Annotated in this window: 16 protein-coding genes and 2 pseudogenes; 12 read left to right on the forward strand and 6 right to left on the reverse strand. The window is 62.2% G+C overall.

Annotated elements, in window-relative coordinates:
- Window positions 1-118: 118 nt before the first annotated feature.
- Entirely contained in the window at window positions 119-964 is an 846-nt protein-coding gene (panB, locus tag EB230_RS31680; protein ID WP_027056574.1) for a 3-methyl-2-oxobutanoate hydroxymethyltransferase, read from the reverse strand.
- 178 nt (window positions 965-1,142) lie between these two features.
- On the opposite strand from panB, the gene EB230_RS31685 reads away from it, so the two are divergent.
- The 4 genes from EB230_RS31685 (at window position 1,143) to nadC (ending at window position 5,562) form a co-directional block, all read left to right on the forward strand.
- Window positions 1,143-2,102: a membrane protein gene (locus EB230_RS31685; protein ID WP_027056575.1), complete on the forward strand. Its 960-nt coding sequence runs from the start codon at window positions 1,143-1,145 to the stop codon at window positions 2,100-2,102.
- A gap of 64 nt (window positions 2,103-2,166) precedes the next feature.
- On the forward strand, window positions 2,167-3,141 hold the full coding sequence (gene nadA, locus EB230_RS31690; RefSeq protein WP_172374847.1) for a quinolinate synthase NadA: 975 nt from the start codon (window positions 2,167-2,169) through the stop codon (window positions 3,139-3,141).
- Entirely contained in the window at window positions 3,138-4,679 is a 1,542-nt protein-coding gene (locus EB230_RS31695; protein WP_172374849.1) for an L-aspartate oxidase, read from the forward strand. Before nadA ends, EB230_RS31695 begins: the two co-directional genes overlap by 4 nt.
- A gap of 1 nt (window position 4,680) precedes the next feature.
- Entirely contained in the window at window positions 4,681-5,562 is an 882-nt protein-coding gene (nadC, locus tag EB230_RS31700) for a carboxylating nicotinate-nucleotide diphosphorylase (RefSeq protein WP_109671345.1), read from the forward strand.
- A 118-nt stretch (window positions 5,563-5,680) separates the two neighbouring features.
- Here the strand turns inward: nadC and EB230_RS31705 are convergent, their stop codons facing one another.
- On the reverse strand, window positions 5,681-6,004 hold the full coding sequence (locus EB230_RS31705) for a hypothetical protein (RefSeq protein ID WP_172374851.1): 324 nt from the start codon (window positions 6,002-6,004) through the stop codon (window positions 5,681-5,683).
- A 47-nt stretch (window positions 6,005-6,051) separates the two neighbouring features.
- Between EB230_RS31705 and bioB the strand changes: the two genes are divergently transcribed.
- The 6 genes from bioB to panD are packed head-to-tail and all read left to right on the forward strand — an operon-like array spanning window position 6,052 to window position 11,584.
- The gene (gene bioB / locus EB230_RS31710) at window positions 6,052-7,047 is read left to right on the forward strand and encodes a biotin synthase BioB (RefSeq protein ID WP_172234422.1); all 996 of its coding nucleotides are present in this window, start codon (window positions 6,052-6,054) and stop codon (window positions 7,045-7,047) included.
- Window positions 7,044-8,183 (forward strand): 8-amino-7-oxononanoate synthase, encoded by a 1,140-nt coding sequence (locus EB230_RS31715; protein WP_172374853.1) that lies wholly within the window; start codon window positions 7,044-7,046, stop codon window positions 8,181-8,183. Before bioB ends, EB230_RS31715 begins: the two co-directional genes overlap by 4 nt.
- Before the next feature lie 11 nt (window positions 8,184-8,194).
- The gene (bioD, locus tag EB230_RS31720) at window positions 8,195-8,830 is read left to right on the forward strand and encodes a dethiobiotin synthase (RefSeq protein WP_027056582.1); all 636 of its coding nucleotides are present in this window, start codon (window positions 8,195-8,197) and stop codon (window positions 8,828-8,830) included.
- Window positions 8,830-10,095 carry an adenosylmethionine--8-amino-7-oxononanoate transaminase gene (locus tag EB230_RS31725; protein WP_109671403.1) on the forward strand — a complete coding sequence of 422 codons (1,266 nt, stop codon included), beginning with the start codon at window positions 8,830-8,832 and terminating at the stop codon, window positions 10,093-10,095. The genes bioD and EB230_RS31725 overlap by 1 nt, the downstream gene beginning before the upstream one ends.
- The gene (locus tag EB230_RS31730; RefSeq protein WP_172374855.1) at window positions 10,092-11,075 is read left to right on the forward strand and encodes a beta-ketoacyl-ACP synthase III; all 984 of its coding nucleotides are present in this window, start codon (window positions 10,092-10,094) and stop codon (window positions 11,073-11,075) included. Before EB230_RS31725 ends, EB230_RS31730 begins: the two co-directional genes overlap by 4 nt.
- Window positions 11,076-11,131: 56 nt before the next feature.
- Window positions 11,132-11,584: an aspartate 1-decarboxylase gene (gene panD, locus EB230_RS31735; protein ID WP_097576706.1), complete on the forward strand. Its 453-nt coding sequence runs from the start codon at window positions 11,132-11,134 to the stop codon at window positions 11,582-11,584.
- A 989-nt stretch (window positions 11,585-12,573) separates the two neighbouring features.
- On the opposite strand, the gene EB230_RS31740 is transcribed toward panD, so the two are convergent.
- The 4 genes and pseudogenes from EB230_RS31740 to EB230_RS31755 form a co-directional block, all read right to left on the reverse strand.
- Window positions 12,574-13,164, reverse strand: coding sequence for a NodA family N-acyltransferase (locus EB230_RS31740; RefSeq protein WP_097576708.1), 591 nt, complete (start codon window positions 13,162-13,164; stop codon window positions 12,574-12,576).
- Between the two features lie 483 nt (window positions 13,165-13,647).
- A pseudogene (fabG, locus tag EB230_RS31745) lies at window positions 13,648-14,384 on the reverse strand (3-oxoacyl-[acyl-carrier-protein] reductase).
- A 322-nt stretch (window positions 14,385-14,706) separates the two neighbouring features.
- Window positions 14,707-15,882, reverse strand: a pseudogene (locus tag EB230_RS31750) (beta-ketoacyl-[acyl-carrier-protein] synthase family protein).
- Between the two features lie 27 nt (window positions 15,883-15,909).
- Complete coding sequence (locus EB230_RS31755) at window positions 15,910-16,185, reverse strand: acyl carrier protein (RefSeq protein WP_097576709.1); 276 nt, start codon at window positions 16,183-16,185, stop codon at window positions 15,910-15,912.
- An 809-nt stretch (window positions 16,186-16,994) separates the two neighbouring features.
- Between EB230_RS31755 and groES the strand changes: the two genes are divergently transcribed.
- Together groES and groL are read left to right on the forward strand one after the other, a co-directional pair.
- The gene (groES, locus tag EB230_RS31760; RefSeq protein ID WP_006333965.1) at window positions 16,995-17,291 is read left to right on the forward strand and encodes a co-chaperone GroES; all 297 of its coding nucleotides are present in this window, start codon (window positions 16,995-16,997) and stop codon (window positions 17,289-17,291) included.
- A 65-nt stretch (window positions 17,292-17,356) separates the two neighbouring features.
- Window positions 17,357-19,021: a chaperonin GroEL gene (gene groL, locus EB230_RS31765; protein ID WP_172374857.1), complete on the forward strand. Its 1,665-nt coding sequence runs from the start codon at window positions 17,357-17,359 to the stop codon at window positions 19,019-19,021.
- Window positions 19,022-19,048 lie beyond the last annotated feature (27 nt).

Below are 19,048 nucleotides of genomic sequence, written 5' to 3' on the forward strand. Positions count from 1 at the left end.
AGCTGAGATGGCCTTCATGCAAGGGCGCCCATGGTTGACACGACCGCGACCTTCATGCCCTGCCTGCGCCATGCCGCCACGGATTTGCGCGACTCGGCGGTCCGGACGATCGGTGTGCTCATGTCGCTTCTCCTCCTTTGATGGCTTTCGGTTCATCGCCGAAGACATGTTCGGCCGCCGGAAACCGGCGCTCCTTCACGTCGCACGCGTAGGCCTCGATCGCTGCCGAAGCGGCCTCTCCCAGTTCGACATAGCGCTTGACGAATTTCGGGCGGAAGTCGCCGAACAGGCCCAGCATGTCGTCGACGACCAGGATCTGCCCGTCGCAGGCCGCCGAGGCGCCGATGCCGATCGTCGGGATTGGGATTTTCTCGGTGATGCGGCGGGCGAGCGGTTCGGGCACTTTTTCCAGTACGACGGAAAAGGCGCCAGCCTCGCTGACCGCAAGAGCATCGCGCCAAATGCGCTCGGCATCCTCGCCCCTGCCCTGCACGCGATATCCGCCAAACACGTTGACCGCCTGCGGCGTCAGGCCGACATGCGCCATGACCGGGATTCCGCGCGCTGTGAGGAAGCGAATCGTCTCGGCGATCGTCGCGCCGCCCTCGAGCTTGACCGCAGCGCATCCGGTCTCCGCCATAAGGCGCGCGGAATTGCGGAAGGCCTGCTCTAGGCTTTCCTCGTACGAGCCGAACGGCATGTCGACGACCAGGAGCGCCCGCTCCATTCCCCGCCGAACCGCCTTGGCGTGCATGATCATCATATCGAGCGTGACACTGAGCGTGGAGGGAAGGCCGTGGAGAACCATGCCGACGCTGTCGCCGACAAGAACGATGTCGCAGTGGCCGTCAACCAACCTTGCGACCGGCGTGGTGTAGGCCGTCAGGCAGACCAGCGGCGTGCTGCCCTTTCGCGCACGGATGTTCGGCGGCGTGATCGCCTTGACGACACCTGCGGCGCTCAATCCACGTCTCTCCTCACCCAGCGTCACCCACGGCCAGTGTCGCGTTTGGCATATTTTTGTCGAGGTGCGAAGAGGTAAAATCGCCAGAGCGCGTGGTGTTGACGCGACGAGTGGTATGATAAAGAACAGAACTAAATCGGTTTAGACAGGCGGAGCTCTGCCAAGTAGGTCAGGAACTATGGATCAGGCAAAGGGACCAAGGAAAGGCAGAGCCATAGGCAAGACCAACGACGTCAACGCGGACCTCATCGCAGTCGTCGTTGCCGTGAACGACGCTGGACCTTGTGTTCTGACCATCGAAGAGGGCGGCGCCCTTCCCTCGGGCCCGTTTGAGCTCGCTCATCGTTCGCTCCAGTCGGGCCTCAGGGCATGGGTGGAACTGCAGACCGGTCAGCCTCTCGGTTATATCGAGCAGCTCTACACCTTTGCCGATCGCGATCGGGTCGGCGCCAACCAGCGCGTGATCTCGATCAGCTATCTCGCACTCACCCGCGAAGAAGATACGGGCGCCTCGGGCAGGCGCAGTTGGGCCAGCTGGTACGACTATTTCCCCTGGGAGGATCATCGCTCCGGCAGGCCCCCGATAGTGCTGGAAGAATTGCGGCCGCGCCTTATCGAATGGGCGGACGGCGCGGACGACGGCGCGACGCGCTTCGATCGCCGACGGCGAGCGGCGGTTGCCTTCGCCTTGGACGGCCGGGCATGGAACGAAGAGCTCGCGCTGCAGCGCTACGAGCTGCTCTACGAAGCCACCCTGGTGGAGGAGGCGAAGCGCGGCGGAGTTTCGGCCATCCTCGCTTCGGTGCCGGGCAGATCGATGATCGCCGATCATCGCCGCATTCTGGCAACGGCTATTGCGCGACTGCGCTCCAAAATCAAATACCGGCCTGTTGTGTTCGAACTGATGCCGCCGCTCTTCACGCTTTTGCAGCTACAGCGAACTGTGGAGGCGCTCTCCGGCAGGCTCATCAACAAGCCGAACTTTCGCCGGCTCATAGAGCAGCAGGAACTGGTTGAGAAGACCGGGGCGACGACCGCCGAGACCGGCGGCCGGCCTGCGCAGCTCTACCGCTTCCACCATACTATTCTCGACGAGAGGCCTGTGGCCGGCACAAAATTACCGCTCGCACGGGCTTGACACCCCTTATAGTCACAACGATTATAAACGTCTTATAATCAGGTGGACTATAACTGGAGGCTCGATGAGCGCCGTCCTGCCTTCGAGCGCCTCACTGTACGACCGCGTTCGGCGCGTTATCCCACGGATCGAGTGGTCGGTCTTCGTCGAGGATATCGACGCAATCCTGAATCTGAAGCGACAGCGGAATGCGGTCATCCTGGCGCATAACTACCAGACGCCGGAGATTTTTCACTGCGTGGCTGACATCGTCGGCGACAGCCTGGCGCTGGCCCGCAAGGCGATGACAGTCGACGCCGATGTGATCGTGATCGCCGGCGTGCATTTCATGGCAGAAACAGCCAAGCTGCTCAATCCCGACAAGACAGTGCTCATCCCGGACCTCAACGCCGGCTGCTCGCTGGCGGACTCGATCACCGCCGAAGACGTACGCCTGATGCGGCAGCGATATCCGTCCGTTCCGGTCGTCACTTACGTCAACACCTCCGCCGCGGTGAAAGCCGAGTCAGACATCTGCTGCACCTCGGGCAACGCGCTCGCAGTGGTGAAGTCGCTCCGGGTGCCGCGCGTGATCATGCTGCCCGACGAATATCTGGCAAAGAACATCGCGGCGCAAACCAAAGTCGAGATCATCGCCTGGAAAGGGCGCTGCGAGGTGCATGAACGCTTCACGGCGGCCGACATCCGCGAGCTGCGTGAGACCCATCCCGGCATCAGTATACTAGCCCATCCCGAATGTCCGCCGGAAGTGGTCGCGGAAGCCGACTTCGCCGGCTCGACGGCGGCGATGTCCGACTATGTCGCGCGGCATAGGCCGGCGCGTGTGGTGCTGATGACGGAATGTTCCATGAGCGACAACGTCGCGGTCGAGCATCCGGAAGTAGATTTCGTGCGCCCATGCAATCTGTGCCCGCATATGAAGCGCATCACGCTCGCCAACATCCGGACCGCGCTCGAGGAGAACCGCCACGTCGTCACGATCGATCCTCATGTCGCTGAACGGGCCCGCTGGGCCGTGGAACGCATGCTCTTTGTATGACGGCGAACATCCATCACATTGGCGGAGCGCCGGTCATCATCGGCGCTGGTATCGCCGGGCTCATGACGGCGCTACACTTGGCGCCGCAAACAGTCGTCCTTCTGTCCGGGACCCCGCTCGGAACCGAAGCCTCGAGCACGCTCGCCCAAGGCGGGCTCGCAGCGAGTCTGGGGGAGGACGACAGCCCCGACCTGCACCTCGCCGATACGCTTGCTGCCGGCGATGGGCTTTGCGACGAACAAATGGCCAGGCGGGTGGTAGAGGCCGTACCTCAAGCCGTCGAGAACCTCATTGGTCTTGGTGCTCCTTTCGACCGGTCGCTAGACGGGAGGCTACGGCTGGGCCTGGAAGCGGCGCATTCGCGTCGCCGCATCGTGCACGCCGCCGGCGACGCAACTGGCCGCGAGTTGTTTCGGGCGCTGCTCGGCGTGGCGCGGCGAACCCGTTCGATCACGATCATGGAAGGCATGACAGCGCTTCGCTTGGTTGTCGCGGAAGGCAGCATTGTGGGCTTGCTGACTGTCCTGCATGGCGCCGTGTTCGCATTGCCCACACGCCGCGTGGTGCTGGCCACCGGTGGTATAGGCGGCCTGTTTTGCGATACAACCAACCCGCTCTCCTCATTCGGGCACGGCCTGGCGCTTGCAGCCTGTGCTGGCGCGGAACTAGCCGATCTCGAATTCGTGCAATTCCACCCGACGGCCCTCGACATTGCGCGCCGGCCAATGCCGCTTGTCAGCGAAGCAGTGCGTGGCGAAGGCGCGGTGCTGATCGATGAGCACGGCCATCGCTTCCTGGCAGACACGCCCGGGGCAGAACTCGCATCGCGCGATGTAGTTGCGCGGGCGATCTCGGATCAGCTCGCCGCCGGGCATGGCGTCTATCTCGATGCCCGACATTGTCTCGGGCAGAAATTCGCAAGGCGCTTTCCGGCAATCGACGCTATTTGCAAGCATGCCGGCATCGATCCGGCGGTGGAACCCATTCCCGTGCGTCCCGCTGCTCACTATCACATGGGCGGCGTGGCCGTTGACGCCGAGGGGCGAACTTCCGTTAGCGGCCTGTGGGCCTGTGGCGAAGTCGCATGCACAGGACTGCATGGCGCCAACCGGCTTGCCAGCAACTCGCTGACCGAAGCGGTTGCAACCGCCGCCTGGGTGGCTGAAAGCGTCGCGGCTACCTCTGCGGGTTGGCAGTGGCCTAGGCTTCCGGCAACTGTTCCCATCCGGCCCGACCCTTCACCTATTCGCCCGATTGTGTCCAATGCGCTTGGCATTGTTCGGAATGGGAAATCATTGCGCGACACGGTCGCGACACTGCTGCCGATCTCTGTCGGCGAGACGGCCGCGGCCGATCCGGCCCTGGTGGCACTGTTGATGGCGATCGCAGCTTTTCGACGCGAAGAGAGCCGCGGTTCGCATTATCGGTCCGATTTCCCCGGGCGCGATGCCGCCGCCCTCCCTTCGCGACTGACGCTCTGCACAGCTTTTGAGAATGCCGTCACGCTCAGATGGCAAGCATCCGAACGGAGCCGTTGACATGACTTCACTTGCACCGCTTCCACAGATCATCATGGAGCCCATCGTGCGCTACGCCCTGCTGGAAGATTTGGGCAGAGCCGGCGACATCACGAGCGATGCGATAATCCCCGCCGATTGCAAAGCGACGCTGGCGTTGAATGCCCGGCAGGCCGGCGTTGTTGCCGGGCTCGATTTGGTCATGTTTGCCTTCCTGCTGGTTGATCCCGGGATCAGCATGCAGCTGCGGTGTCCTGAAGGCGGTAAGGTTTCGGCCGGAGAGACGATTGCGATCGTAAGCGGGCCGGCCCGCAGCTTGCTGACCGCAGAGCGCACGGCGCTCAATTTCTTGTGCAAGCTCAGCGGCATCGCGACGGCAACGGCTACGCTCGTAAACGCGGTGCGCGGCTATAACGCAAAGATCGTGTGCACGCGAAAGACAACGCCCGGCCTGCGCGTCCTGGAAAAATATGCGGTGCGAGCGGGCGGCGGCGCCAATCACCGCTTCGCGCTCGATGACGCCGTACTGATCAAGGACAACCATATCGCCATTGCCGGCGATATCCGCACCGCAATCGAGCGGGCGCGTAGCGCCATAGGTCACATGGTCAAGATCGAGGTCGAGGTCGACAGGCTGGACCAGTTGGAGATCGCGCTTACAGCGGGCGTCGACGCCGTGCTCCTCGACAACATGTCGGTCGAGGACCTTGCGCAGGCTGTGGCTATGGTCGGTGGCCGCGCGATCACCGAGGCTTCGGGCCGGGTAACGCGGGCGAGCGCCACGGCAATTGCGGCGACCGGCGTCGACCTCATATCGGTCGGCTGGCTTACCCACAGCGCGCCCATTCTCGACATCGGTCTCGACATGCCGGCCGACCGAAATTGCAACAGGCATCTGAACTGATGGAGAGGACATGAACCGGGATCGCAGGAACTCTTTTGGTGGCAGGCTAACCTGCGTCAGCACGTCCCCGGTTCCACCAACAGCCGACGCAAGCCTTCTCGGCGCCAAGCGACACGCTTCAACAACGGAGGCGGGAGGGACGGGCCAGCAAGGCACAGAAAGCCGCGTCGCAGCCCTTGGCGTCATCATCTGCCGACTCGACGAGATGCGCCAGTTGGCGGCCTCTCACGGGCTGGAACTTCTGGGTTATCTGCTGGACGTCGCCTTCACCGAATCCTGCGACGCGATCAGAAAGGAGCATTCCTGTGCTCAGAGTAAAATAACGGAAACCGTAATCCCCACGGATGACGTGAGTTGAGCCTGCGGGCAGCAGTTGGAGAGTCCGCTCACGCGTTTCGATAGAAGACTTCCCGCTGGCATGCGCCTTGTCTTCAGCATCCACTGCAACGCTCCAGGCCAAGGACGGAAGATTATGGAGAACAAGACCTTATGAACGAACTCAGCCCAGACCTGACCTCGGATCCAATCGGTTGGGCGCTTCCCCCCTGGACGCGAGCGGAAGCCCAGGCGCTCCACGACGCGCCCTTCAACGACCTGCTGTTTCAAGCGCAGACCGTGCATCGCCAGAATTTCGATCCCAACAAGGTCCAGCTCAGCCGGCTGCTCAGCATCAAGACCGGCGGATGTCCGGAGGATTGCGGCTATTGTAGCCAGTCGGCGTATCATGAAAGCGGGTTGAAGGCGTCAAAGCTGATGGAGGTCCGGCGCGTCATCGCCGAGGCGACCAAGGCGCGTGACGCCGGCGCCACCCGCTATTGCATGGGCGCGGCCTGGCGAAACCCCAAGGCGCGCGACATGGATGCGGTGGTGGCGATGGTCGAAGGCGTCAAGGCGCTGGGCATGGAGACCTGCATGACGCTCGGCATGCTCGATCTCGAGCAGGCCGCTCGACTGAAACAGGCGGGCCTCGACTACTATAACCACAACATTGACACGTCGGAGCGCTACTACAGCGAGATCATTTCGACCCGCACGTTTGCCGACCGGCTGGATACGTTGGCCAATGTCCGCGACAGCGGCATCAAGGTCTGCTGCGGCGGCATCGTCGGCATGGGCGAGGAGCCAATCGACCGAATCGACATGCTGGTGACGCTGGCCAATCTGCCGGAGCATCCCGAAAGCGTTCCGATCAACATGCTGATCCCGATCGACGGCACCCCGCTGGCCGAAGCTAAACCCATCGAGCCGATCGAATTCGTGCGCGTGATCGCGCTGGCGCGCATCATGATGCCGAAATCGCATGTCCGGCTTTCGGCCGGCCGCACCGCCATGACCGACGAGATGCAGGCACTGTGCTTCTTTGCCGGCGCCAACTCGATCTTCGTCGGCGACACGCTGCTGACGGCGAACAATCCGGGCGAGGACAAGGATAGCCTTCTGTTCCGCCGTCTCGGCATCGAGCCGATGGAACTCGGGGCGCAATGAACGGGGCACAACTTGCCCGCTATGACGCGACCTTGCAGGGACTGGCGCGCAAGGACCGGCTGCGCACACTTGTGCCGCGCGCCGGGCTCGACTTCTCGTCGAACGACTATCTCGGACTTGCCGCCTCCAAAAGACTTGGCGAGGCGGTTGCGGCGGCGATTGCGCGGGGCACGCCGGTGGGCGCGACCGGATCGCGGCTGTTGCGCGGCCATGCACCGGAGCATGAGCAATTGGAGGCGGACGCGGCGGCGTTCTTCGGAGCCGAGCGCGCGCTGTTCTTCGGCAGCGGCTACATCGCCAACTTCGCTCTGCTGACGACGCTGCCGCAAAAGGGCGACCTCTTGATCCTCGACGAGCTTGCTCATGCCAGCATGCATGAGGGGGCCCGCGGTGGCCGCGCCGAGTTCAAGCTCACCGCGCACAACGACGTCGATGCCGTCGAGGATGCGATCACCCGCTGGCGCGCCGACGGCGGCATGGGCAGCGTCTGGATCGCCGTCGAAAGCCTCTACAGCATGGATGGCGACTGCGCGCCGATGGAGAGCCTCGTCGCGCTTGCCGATCGGCATGAAGCATTCATCGTGGTCGACGAGGCGCACGCCACGGGTGTCTGGGGGCCGGACGGCCGGGGGCTGGCCGCCGCGTTCGAGGGCCGTGACAACATCATCGCGCTCCATACATGCGGCAAGGCGCTTGGCGCCTCCGGCGCGCTTGTCACCGCACCACGAACGCTGTGCGACTATCTCGTCAATCGCTGCCGGCCATTCATCTACGCCACCGCGCCATCGCCACTGATGGCAGTGGCAGTGCGCGAAGCGCTCGCCATGCTGTCCGACGAGCCCGTGCGCCGCGTTCAGTTGCAGGAACGCGTTGCCTTCGCGGGCCGCCAACTGGCCGAGCGTTGCGGCGTGGTACCCAGCGGCTCGCAGATCCAGCCATTTGTCATCGGCGACAACAGGCGCACCATGGCGGTGGCGGCGGCATTGCAGGCTCGCGGTTTCGACATACGTGGCATTCGTCCGCCGACCGTTCCCGAGGGCACGTCGCGGCTGCGCATTTCGCTGACGCTCAACGTCGGCGCAGCCGACATTTCCGCCATGGTCGAGGCGCTCGTTGAGGTGTTGGCCCAAACATGACCGGAGCCGACATGACCAAGCGCATCGTCGTCACCGGAACAGATACCGGAATTGGCAAGACAGTGTTTTCGGCAGGACTCGCCGGCCTGCTCGACGGTTTCTACTGGAAGCCGGTGCAATCGGGCCTCGACGGCGAAACCGACAGCGAGGTTGTGGAACGGCTCGCCGGCCTGCCGATGGGGCGCGTCCTGCCCGAAGTGTATCGCCTGAAGGAGCCGCTGTCGCCGCATCGTTCAGCCGAACTCGACGGCGTCGCGATAGACGTGGCAAAGCTCTCGCTTCCGGACTTGCCGGGTCCGATCGTCATCGAAGGTGCCGGGGGACTGATGGTGCCGCTCAACCGGCGCACCAAGTTCGTCGACATATTCGCACAGTGGCGGATGCCGGTCATTCTGTGCGCCCGCACCACGCTCGGCACGATCAATCACACCTTGCTGTCGATCGAAGCGCTCAGGGCCCGTTCCATCCCGCTCATCGGCATCGCCTTCATCGGCGATGAGGTGGCCGATACGCAGAGGACGATCGTGGAATTCAGCGGCGTGCGCCAGCTTGGCAGACTGCCGCTTCTCGATCCGCTGACAAGTGAGACGCTGAGGGAAGCGATGGTTGCCGGCTTCGACCTCACAGCGATCGCAGGAGGCGAATGATGACGCAGTCTCGAGTCTGGCATCCCTTCACCCAGCACGCGCTCGAGCCGGCAATCCCCGAGATTGTCCGGACGGAAGGCGCCTATCTTCACAAGGCCGACGGCTCCCGCATCCTGGACGCGATTTCCTCCTGGTGGGTCGTCACCCATGGCCACCGCCATCCCCGCATCATGAAGGCCATCGAGACGACCGCGTCGAGCCTCGACCAGATCATCTTCGCCGGCTTCACCCACGAGCCGGCCGAGCAGCTGGCAGAGGCGCTTGTCGGCCTCGCCCCGCCCGGCCTCGACCGGGTGTTCTATTCCGACAGCGGCTCGACCTCCGTCGAAGTCGCGTTGAAAATGGCGCTCGGCTATTTCCGCAACCTCGGCGCGCCGCGCTCGCGCATTGCCGTCATGGAGCACAGCTACCATGGCGACACCATCGGCACGATGAGCGTCGGCGCCCGCGGCGTGTTCAACGCCGCCTACGAGCCTTTGCTCTTTGAGGTCGACACCATCCCCTTCCCGGCCGCCGGCCGCGAGCAGGAAACGCTGGATCGTTTCGAGGCTGTCAGCCGTGACCGGCGCGTCGCCGCGCTGATCGTCGAGCCGCTCGTGCTCGGCGCTGGCGGCATGCTGATGTATCCGGCTTCGGTTCTGGCTGAATTGAAGAAGATCACTGAGGCCTCCGGCACGCTCTTGATCGCAGACGAGGTTATGACCGGCTGGGGACGCACCGGAACCATGTTTGCCTGCGAGCAGGCGTCCATATCTCCTGATATCCTGTGCACCTCGAAGGGCTTGACCGGCGGTGCCATCCCGCTGGCCGCCACACTTGCCACTGACGCCATCTTCCAGGCTCACTATTCCGAGGACCGCAAGAAGACCTTTTTCCACTCGAGCTCCTACACCGCCAATCCGATCGCCTGCGCGGCAGCACTTGCCAATATCGAGATCTGGCAGGACGAGCCGGTGGCCGAGCGGATCGCGGCCCTGAGCGCGAAGCAGGCCGCCGGGCTTCAACGCTTCCGGGACAATCCATATTTCTCCGACAGCCGGGCGACCGGCACGATCGCCGCCCTCGATCTGCGTACCGACTCTGCCGGCTATCTGGCCGAAATCGGGCCAAAACTGCGCGCATTCTTCCTTGAGCGCGGCCTGCTTGTGCGCCCGCTCGGCAATGTCCTCTATCTTCTGCCACCCTATTGCATCACCGGAGACGAGTTGGACGGGCTCTATGACGCCATCGAGGAGGCCGGCGAACGCTTCGGCTCAAAGCCATGAGCCGGTCGTCGCGCATTCTCGGGTTTGGTCATCATGCGCCGGCGCGCAAGGTGGAGAACCCGGAAATCGAAGATCGTCTCGGGCTTGAACCCGGCTGGATCGAGCGGCGCACCGGGATTCGGTCGCGCTTCTGGGCAACGGACGAAGACACGCTGTCGGGCCTTGCCGCGCATGCCGGCGACATGGCGCTGGCAAATGCGGGCATCAACCGGAGCGACATCGGCCTGCTGTTGCTCGCCACCTCGACACCCGATCACCTCCTGCCGCCGAGCGCGCCACTGGTCGCACATCGGCTGGGACTGGGTCGTGCTGGAGCGATCGATCTGACCGGTGCCTGCGCCGGCTTCATCTATGCGCTGATGCTTGCCGAAGGCTTTACCCGCCTCCACGGCAAAGCGAGCCTTGTCATTGCTGCTAACATCCTCAGCCGCCGCATCAATCCGGCCGAGCGCGCCAGCGCCGTGCTGTTTGCCGATGCCGCCGGCGCCGTGGTGATTGGTCCGTGCGATGACCCGGATCGAGGCATTCTCGGCGCTTCGGTGGATTCCGACGGCTCGCGCTACGGGCTGATCCAGATTCCGGCGGGAGGAAGCAACAGACCGTTCCATGGCGACCTCGATCTCGAGCAGATCCGCATGACGATCACCGACGGCCGTGAAGTGTTCGGCAAGGCGGTCGAGATGATGACTGCCTGCTCGGAGGACGCGCTCGCTACAGCCCAAATGCGGCCGCAGGATATCGATCGGTTCGTGCCGCATCAGGCCAACGCCCGCATTTTCGACGCGGTCGGGAGGAACCTAGGCATAGCCGATCACGCGATCGTCAAGACGATCGCCGACTATGGCAATTCTTCCGCCGCAACGATCCCGCTCTCGCTGTCGCTGGCCCATCGGATGCAGCCGTTTCGGCCGGGCGAGAAAATTCTTCTGGCGGCGGCGGGCGCGGGCCTCAGCGGCGGTGCCCTCGTCGTCGGAATTTAGCCGAGCGAACCAGCTGCCAAGATTCACCTTGTATGATGATGAGGACAACAGAACCAATGCGAAAAATAGTGGCCGGCAAGCTGCACGGCATTCACGTCACCGAAGCGAACCTCAACTACCATGGTTCGATAACGCTCGACCCCGACCACTGCGAGGCAGCCGGGATCCTGCCGATGGAATTCGTGGAGATATGGAATAAGAATTCCGGTGCGCGGATTTCGACCTATGTCATCCTCGGCGAGCGCGGTTCACGGTGCTGCATCCTCAACGGAGCGGCGGCTCGCACCTGTCAGCCCGACGACCCGATTATCGTCTGCAGCTCCATCTACCTGGACGAAGCGCATATCACTTCGCTGAAGCCGCGGATCGTCACGTTCGACCAGGATAACCACATACTCGACCGCCTGAGCTACTCCGTCGATATTGACACAGACGGCCGTTACAGTTTCGCGATTCTTGACGAGGCGGATGAGCCTTTGGTCATTCCTGCCCTGGTCTCCGGGGCGTGAGCCGCGCTCCACAGATGTGCGAGCCTCTTCGCCCCGTTGCAACGTGCTCGGCACTGAAGAGCGTCTAGTCTAAGACTCGACGAAGTTGCTGACGCTCAGCTTCGAAAGGCTGATGCCCACTGCGCCTTGGGCACCGTGGGCCTTCGTGGGATGGCGCAATGTCTCGCATCTGCTGATCGGCGAACAGCGGTTTGCATGTCTGACCCTTGTCTCAGGTTACTTGCGGTGGCGGCTTGCAAATTCTTGCTGCCTTCTCAAGCGCCGCGGCTGGGTCCTTGACGACCTGGCTTTTCATGATCTTTGCCGCCGTGTCGATCAAGCAGGCCATCGTCTTCCGCATCGGCAGCGGTGCCAACCATCATCGCGAATATGGCTAGCCGAACGGTCGCAAGCAGCACTGAGGTGGGCCTTCGGCAAAGTGTTTCCCGCCGGCACCATGGGCTCACCAGCCATCTAACGCCTGATCCGGTTGCATATCAGCGTTCGTCGATCGGCGGCTTGGCAGCAAGGCCGAGCCTGGCTCGTTGGCCATCGGCGAAATTTTCGGCGGGAGACTGTGTCTTGAACCGAAGAACTGTCAGTTTGCCGTCCTCAACAGTATGAACGACCCATCCCCCACCGCACCGCTTGACGCGCACGTCATTAGGTTCGCCAGCCACCATTACTGCCCCTCATTTTCGTCGCCCTTAGGATGAGACTGGAAGCCGTTCCCGCACATCGGAAAACATGGGACCTTACGTAACGTCAAGCCCCAATTTTGGGATAGCCGATGCCTCGTCGATTTCAGGGTGACGGCGATTGAGGTCCGCAAAGTCCGTGCGCGCGCAACCTCGTGCTCGGATCGACTTAGATGCGCAGATTTTGCATGTTAATTCAGCCTTATTATCCACAGCTAACGTGAATGGGAACGCGTATTCAGTCCGAGTAGCTCAGCAGAAAATCCGCCGCTCTGGTGCCTCAGCGCCATCACCCGGCACCTTCAAGATGTTTCATAGCTCCGGACCGTTCCGAACGATCAGGGTGCCGGATGGCCACTCGCTCATCGAGCGTCCAATCGGCACAACCACGACGAGCACGTCCTCGACGCGCGTGGGCGGCAGGTCGAGATACACATCTGCGAGAGTGGACCGCACACGAACGCCCGACACAATCGCCGCCAGGCCGTCTCTGCAGAACCTCTCCATATGGTTCCGCATCGCGTGCCGAACGGTGCCGAAAGCGAATGGAACCCCAAGCTGCTGCAACACTGGATATACAAGGCGCATTGAATGACTGATCCCTTGTCCCTCAAGATCCGGTCGCACCCCGTACAACCCCAGGTCGGCCACCAGGAGCTCGACCTCGTCAACTTTGATAAATCGGCGTAGTATGCCGATATGAGCCGCTACGCCGTGCGCGTCGTAGCTGATTGCGCGGAGCTCCGGTCTCGCACCGGCCCAGCTACGGCCGCCTTCGAATGGCTCTGCGTTGAAGGCCCCAGTCGGTCCGTAGGTCTTTCGGAAAAACTCGGAGAGTTCGACATGATCGGCCTGTTGCAACTCATTTTCCCAGCACAACCTCCACCGCACGTCAGAGCACATGGAAAGACCTCATCTTTGTTGCTGTTTTGTTGGGGAAGCGCCTAGCAGGGGGACGCTTGTCGCATCGAGCCGGCTCGATGTAGCTTGCGCAGGTCACCGTAGAAACTAGCCGCAATGAACATGCGACTCCGTTGTGTTCCGAGCACGCCGGAAGGCGTACATCAGAAAAATACAGCTCGGAGCCAATACAAACATCGATAATTACCTTTGGCTTACATCTTTGAAATCTTTCTATGCGACGTTCTGCAGAATGGGCAAAATCCTTTGTTTCGATGAATGCATCCATGCTATGGATAGGAAAGCATGCGTTTCAAAGAGCTTGTCTAGCCGCGGCCCCAAAGGCAGCCTTTATCACGAGGCTTCGACCCGGCCAGTTGCCCCGACCGACCCGCTCGTCAGTTGCCAGACCAACCGACAGCTATCTGGGTGGGAACCTTCCTCCACTGTTGATACGCGTCATCGGGGCGCACTGAACTTTTCAGGCTAAATCATTGCCATGCCGCCGTTCACATGAATGGTCTGGCCGGTGATGTAGGCGGCCTCGTTCGAGGCCAGGTAGACCACAGCCGAGGCGACTTCCACGCCGGTGCCTATGCGCCTGGCCGGAATGGCGGCCATGATCGCTTGTTTCTGCTTGTCGTTCAGCTTGTCGGTCATGGCCGATTCGATGAAGCCCGGCGCCACGCAGTTCACCGTCACGCCGCGTGTCGCGATCTCCTGCGCCAGCGATTTCGACATGCCGATCATGCCAGCCTTTGACGCGCAATAGTTCGCCTGGACCGGATTGCCGGTTACGCCGGACACGGAGGTGATGTTGATGATGCGGCCGTTGCGGCGGCGCCTCATCGAATGGGTCAGTTCGCGGGTGAGCCGGACCACGGCGGTCAGGTTGACCTCGAGTACCGCGACCCAGTCCGCGTCCGACATGCGGATAAAAAGCCCGTCCTTGGTGATGCCGGCATTGTTGACCAGTATGTCGACGCCTTCGAGTTCGGCTTCCGCGTTTGCGCCCCGCGCCTTGACCTCGTCGCGGTTCGAGAGGTTCGCCGGAAACAGTCTTGTCCGCCCGCCAAGCTCGGCAGCCAACATCTCGAGCTTTTCGACACGCGTGCCGTGCAGGCCGACGGTTGCGCCCTGCGCGTGCAGCGCCCGTGCACGGCCTCGCCGATTCCACCGCTTGCTCCAGTGACGAGCGCGTTGCGGCCGGTCAGATCGAACATTTATCGATTCCCTTTTCTAAGGACCGGCTTCGCACGGAAGCGGTGACTGGCGGCCACGCGCCTTCCAGATATTATCGGGTAGAGCTTTGGACAAACCCCCGAGCCGAACTCGAAGGGGCTTCGCTTAACCTTCCGGGTAGCGGTACGTCCACGTCGCTTCAACAGTTGAGAATTTTGCAAAAAATGGGGCCCCGGCTTGTCCAGCTTCCGCTGCCACTTGGCGCATTCACCGAGGCGGTCCAAGGGCAGGTCCTTCACAATCGTAATCCGGCAAGCATTTGGATCCGAGAGATAGAGTTACTGGAGGCATCTCGCATGGCTTCTACACCTGCCTGAACGCCAGAACTGCGTTCATGCCGCCCATGGCGAAGGCGTTGCTCAGTGCCACGCGCACCTTGCGCTCGCGCGCCGCATTGGGCGTGACGTCGAGATCGCAATCGGGGTCTGGCTCGCGATAATTAGCGGTCGGCGGCACGATGCCCTCCCGGATCGCCATCACGGAGGCGATCATTTCAAGTGCGCTCGCTGCGCCCAGGCAATGCGCGTGCATGGACTTGGTGGACGAGACCGACATCGAATAGGCATAGTCTCCGAAGACGCGCTTGATCGCCGCCGTCTCGGTCTGATCGTTGGCCTTGGTGCCGGTGCCGTGGGCGTTGAGGTAGTCCACGTCCTCGGCATTCAGCCCGTCGTCGGCAAGGCAAGCGCGCATCGCGGCCTCCGGCCCCTCGATAGACGGCGCGACGATGTGGAAGGCGTCGCCGGAAAGGCCGATGCCTGCGATCTCGGCAAGCATTGTGGCACCGCGTACGGCGGCATGCTCATAGCTTTCCAGCACGGCCATGCCCGCACCCTCGCCTATCACCACTCCCTTCCTGTCGGCGGAGAAGGGCCGGCAAGTATCCGGAGCGAGCGAGCGCATTGCTTCCCATGCCTTCATCTGAAGGCATACGAGCGGCGCTTCGGCGCCTCCGGCAAGCATCCCGTCGGCCCGGCCGAGCCTGATCTGATCCGCGGCCGAAGCGATCGCATGGTTGGCTGATGCGCATGCGGAGGCGATGGCAAAGACCGGGCCGCGCAGGCCGAGACTCATGCTGACCTGGCTGGCAGCGGCGCTCGGCAACCCCCTTGGTGCAGTGTAAATGCCAGCACGCTTCGCCCCGCCCAAAAGGAGGTCGCGGTAGGTTTCTTCGACCGTTCCCCAGCCGCAGACGCCCACTGTCGCGCCGAAGCGATACGGATTTCCCTCATCGCAGGAAAGTCCGGCGTGTTGCATGGCTTCGCGCGCTGCAAGCACAGCGAGCAAGCTGTGGCGGTCCATGGAGACGAGCTGGTTGCGGCCGATGTCGTGCTTGGGCAGCTCCTTGATCTCGGTACCGACAGTGCCCTTCATCTCATGAAGCGCAGAAGTGACCATCGGGCGGATGGCGGAGCGACCTTCGCGCATCTCTTTTCAGATAGAGGCGGCGTTGTTGCCTAGGCCGCAAAGCCCGCCCATCCCAGTAATGACGACTCGCCTGTCTAATCAGACCCCCTTCGCGAGCAAACCGCGGACAGCTTCCACCATGTCGCCGACATTCTTGAGATTCGACCAGGCATCCGCCGCGTTCATGTCGATCTTGATGTCGTAGGCCTGCTCCACATCCCAGAGGAGATCCGCCAGACCCAGCGAATCGACTCCGAGCGAGGTCAGTTCCGTGGCAGTCGTTATTTCGCCGATGATGGACGCACTCTCGCCGCTCTCCGATTCGACGCGGTTCTTGATCGTGGCAATGATTTCCGTTGCGAGTTGATCAGCCATTGTGTTCCTTTCCATAGCAATGCCTTTTGACGTGGGTGCGGCGCCATACCTCTGCCAGTCACGTCGCAAAAATCGTCCCTGACCAGGCTTGTGCAACCCACCAACACCAATCGGATTATGGAGACCGGATGAGTTCCGGTTGCTCTGAGGCGTTGGCATCCAACTGCAGCTCATTTTCCCGCGGCAACTTCCATCGCACGTCTGAGCTCATGGAAAGATCTTCTCCTTTCAGGCTCTTTTTTCGCAGTTGTCACACGATGAGGGTAGCGGGCAATCAGGACGTGTGAGGTGCTGTCAATGCGAGATTCCGGAAGATTGAGAAAATCGTTTGTTTCGATGAGATGCATCCACCCTATGGATAGAAATACAGTCCAATAAACGGGCAAGCCTCTGGTGCGGGCGATAATGCTACAGGAGACATCCCGCATGGCCACCCCACGCAAAAGCTGGGCACGTCTCGGTCGCTACTAGATGCTCAGCGCCTCACACTCGCTCTCTCCGGTGCAACGAAACGGCGCTTGCGCATCGCTGAAGGCCCAAGGGGTTAGCGATCCGAAAGGGCGGATATTATCTTTCGGGCCGAGCTTCCGAACACCATCGATTCGCTCGAACTCTTTCAGGCCTGCATCGCCCGGAATATCGTGATCGCCCACCTCTTGTCTTGACTAGCCCCAGCCTAGGCCTTATGCCGTCACCATGTTAGCACTCGTCCTTGGTGAGTGCTAACAGTAGGTCCGGCATAGCCGAGCTTTGTAGGTTGTCCGGCGCTGCCGGACGCTTTTCCCACCGTTCTCATCGAGGAAGAAAAAATGGCAAAGTCGAAGTTCCGCCCGCTTCATGACCGCGTGGTCGTTCGCCGGGTCGAATCCGAATCCAAGACCGCCGGCGGGATCATCATCCCCGACACGGCAAAGGAAAAGCCGCAGGAAGGCGAGATCATCGCCGTTGGTTCCGGCGCCCGCGACGAAGCCGGCAAGCTGGTCCCGCTGGACGTCAAGGCTGGCGACCGCATCCTGTTCGGCAAGTGGTCGGGCACCGAAGTCAAGCTCAATGGCGAAGACCTTCTGATCATGAAGGAAGCCGACATCATGGGCATCATCGGCTAACACGCCGCCGCCTTTCATCCGTACCATCCAATCTGAATTTCGGGCGAAATGCCCAGGAGTACAAAATGGCTGCCAAAGACGTAAAATTCTCCCGTGATGCCCGCGAGCGCATGCTGCGCGGTGTCAACATCCTCGCCGACGCGGTGAAGGTCACGCTGGGTCCGAAGGGCCGCAACGTCGTCATCGACAAGTCGTTCGGCGCCCCGCGCATCACCAAGGACGGCGTCACCGTCGCCAAGGAAATCGAGCTCGAAGACAAGTTCGAAAACATGGGCGCACAGATGGTCCGCGAAGTTGCTTCGAAGACCAACGACATTGCCGGCGACGGCACCACGACCGCGACCGTTCTGGCGCAGTCGATCGTCCAGGAAGGCCACAAGGCGGTTGCCGCCGGCATGAACCCGATGGACCTGAAGCGCGGCATCGACCTCGCCGTCACCGACGTCGTCGCGACGCTGATCAAGAACGCCAAGAAGATCAAGACCTCGGAAGAGGTTGCCCAGGTCGGCACGATCGCCGGCAACGGCGACGAGTCGGTCGGCGCCATGATCGCGGAAGCGATGCAGAAGGTCGGCAACGAAGGCGTCATCACGGTCGAGGAAGCCAAGACCGCCGAGACCGAACTCGAAGTCGTCGAAGGCATGCAGTTCGATCGCGGCTATCTCTCGCCCTACTTCGTCACCAACGCCGACAAGATGGTTGCCGATCTCGAGGACGCCTACATCCTGCTCCACGAGAAGAAGCTCTCCAACCTCCAGGCCATGCTGCCGGTTCTCGAAGCCGTCGTGCAGACCTCGAAGCCGCTGCTCATCATCTCGGAAGACGTCGAAGGCGAGGCTCTGGCCACGCTGGTCGTCAACAAGCTGCGTGGTGGCCTGAAGATCGCCGCCGTCAAGGCGCCGGGCTTCGGTGATCGCCGCAAGGCCATGCTGGAAGACATCGCCATCCTCACTGGTGGCCAGGTCATCTCGGAAGACCTCGGCATCAAGCTCGAGAACGTCGGCCTCAACATGCTCGGCCGCGCCAAGAAGGTGTCGATCTCCAAGGAAAACACCACCATCGTCGACGGCGCCGGCAAGAAGGAAGAGATCCAGGGCCGCGTCGCCCAGATCAAGCAGCAGATCGAGGAGACCACCTCGGACTACGACAAGGAGAAGCTGCAGGAGCGTCTCGCCAAGCTCGCGGGCGGCGTTGCCGTCATCCGCGTCGGCGGCGCGACGGAAGTCGAAGTCAAGGAAAAGAAGGACCGCGTCGATGACGCCCTCAACGCGACCCGTGCGGCCGTGGAAGAAGGCATCGTTGCAGGCGGCGGCGTTGCCCTGCTGCGCGCTTCGGCCAACATCAAGGCCACCGGCGCCAATGCCGACCAGGCTGCTGGCATCAACATCGTGCGCCGCGCGCTGCAGGCTCCGGCCCGCCAGATCGCGTCGAACGCCGGTGCGGAAGCCTCGATCGTTGCCGGCAAGATCCTTGAGAACAAGGGCGCGACCTTCGGCTACAACGCCCAGACCGGCGAATATGGTGACATGATCGCCATGGGTATCGTCGATCCGGTCAAGGTCGTACGCACGGCTCTCCAGGACGCGGCCTCGGTCGCCGGCCTGCTGGTCACCACCGAAGCCATGATCGCGGAGGCTCCGAAGAAGGAGTCGGCTGGCGGCGGCATGCCTGGCGGCATGGGCGGCGGCGGCATGGGCGGCATGGGCGGCATGGGCGGCATGGATTTCTAAGGTCCGCGCCTCTCACCAATCTCGAAG

Source organism: Mesorhizobium sp. NZP2234 (assembly GCF_013170765.1).
GTDB classification, from domain to species: Bacteria; Pseudomonadota; Alphaproteobacteria; order Rhizobiales; family Rhizobiaceae; genus Mesorhizobium; species Mesorhizobium loti_D.

What these genes read in the sequence shown, in the direction of transcription:
- EB230_RS31685 (WP_027056575.1), top strand. Translation starts at nt 1,143, where the DNA reads ATGGATCAGGCAAAGGGACCAAGGAAAGGCAGAGCCATAGGCAAGACC.
- nadA (WP_172374847.1), top strand. Translation starts at nt 2,167, where the DNA reads ATGAGCGCCGTCCTGCCTTCGAGCGCCTCACTGTACGACCGCGTTCGG.
- EB230_RS31695 (WP_172374849.1), top strand. Translation starts at nt 3,138, where the DNA reads ATGACGGCGAACATCCATCACATTGGCGGAGCGCCGGTCATCATCGGC.
- nadC (WP_109671345.1), top strand. Translation starts at nt 4,681, where the DNA reads ATGACTTCACTTGCACCGCTTCCACAGATCATCATGGAGCCCATCGTG.
- bioB (WP_172234422.1), top strand. Translation starts at nt 6,052, where the DNA reads ATGAACGAACTCAGCCCAGACCTGACCTCGGATCCAATCGGTTGGGCG.
- EB230_RS31715 (WP_172374853.1), top strand. Translation starts at nt 7,044, where the DNA reads ATGAACGGGGCACAACTTGCCCGCTATGACGCGACCTTGCAGGGACTG.
- bioD (WP_027056582.1), top strand. Translation starts at nt 8,195, where the DNA reads ATGACCAAGCGCATCGTCGTCACCGGAACAGATACCGGAATTGGCAAG.
- EB230_RS31725 (WP_109671403.1), top strand. Translation starts at nt 8,830, where the DNA reads ATGACGCAGTCTCGAGTCTGGCATCCCTTCACCCAGCACGCGCTCGAG.
- EB230_RS31730 (WP_172374855.1), top strand. Translation starts at nt 10,092, where the DNA reads ATGAGCCGGTCGTCGCGCATTCTCGGGTTTGGTCATCATGCGCCGGCG.
- panD (WP_097576706.1), top strand. Translation starts at nt 11,132, where the DNA reads ATGCGAAAAATAGTGGCCGGCAAGCTGCACGGCATTCACGTCACCGAA.
- EB230_RS31740 (WP_097576708.1), bottom strand. Translation starts at nt 13,164, where the DNA reads ATGTGCTCTGACGTGCGGTGGAGGTTGTGCTGGGAAAATGAGTTGCAA.
- EB230_RS31755 (WP_097576709.1), bottom strand. Translation starts at nt 16,185, where the DNA reads ATGGCTGATCAACTCGCAACGGAAATCATTGCCACGATCAAGAACCGC.
- groES (WP_006333965.1), top strand. Translation starts at nt 16,995, where the DNA reads ATGGCAAAGTCGAAGTTCCGCCCGCTTCATGACCGCGTGGTCGTTCGC.
- groL (WP_172374857.1), top strand. Translation starts at nt 17,357, where the DNA reads ATGGCTGCCAAAGACGTAAAATTCTCCCGTGATGCCCGCGAGCGCATG.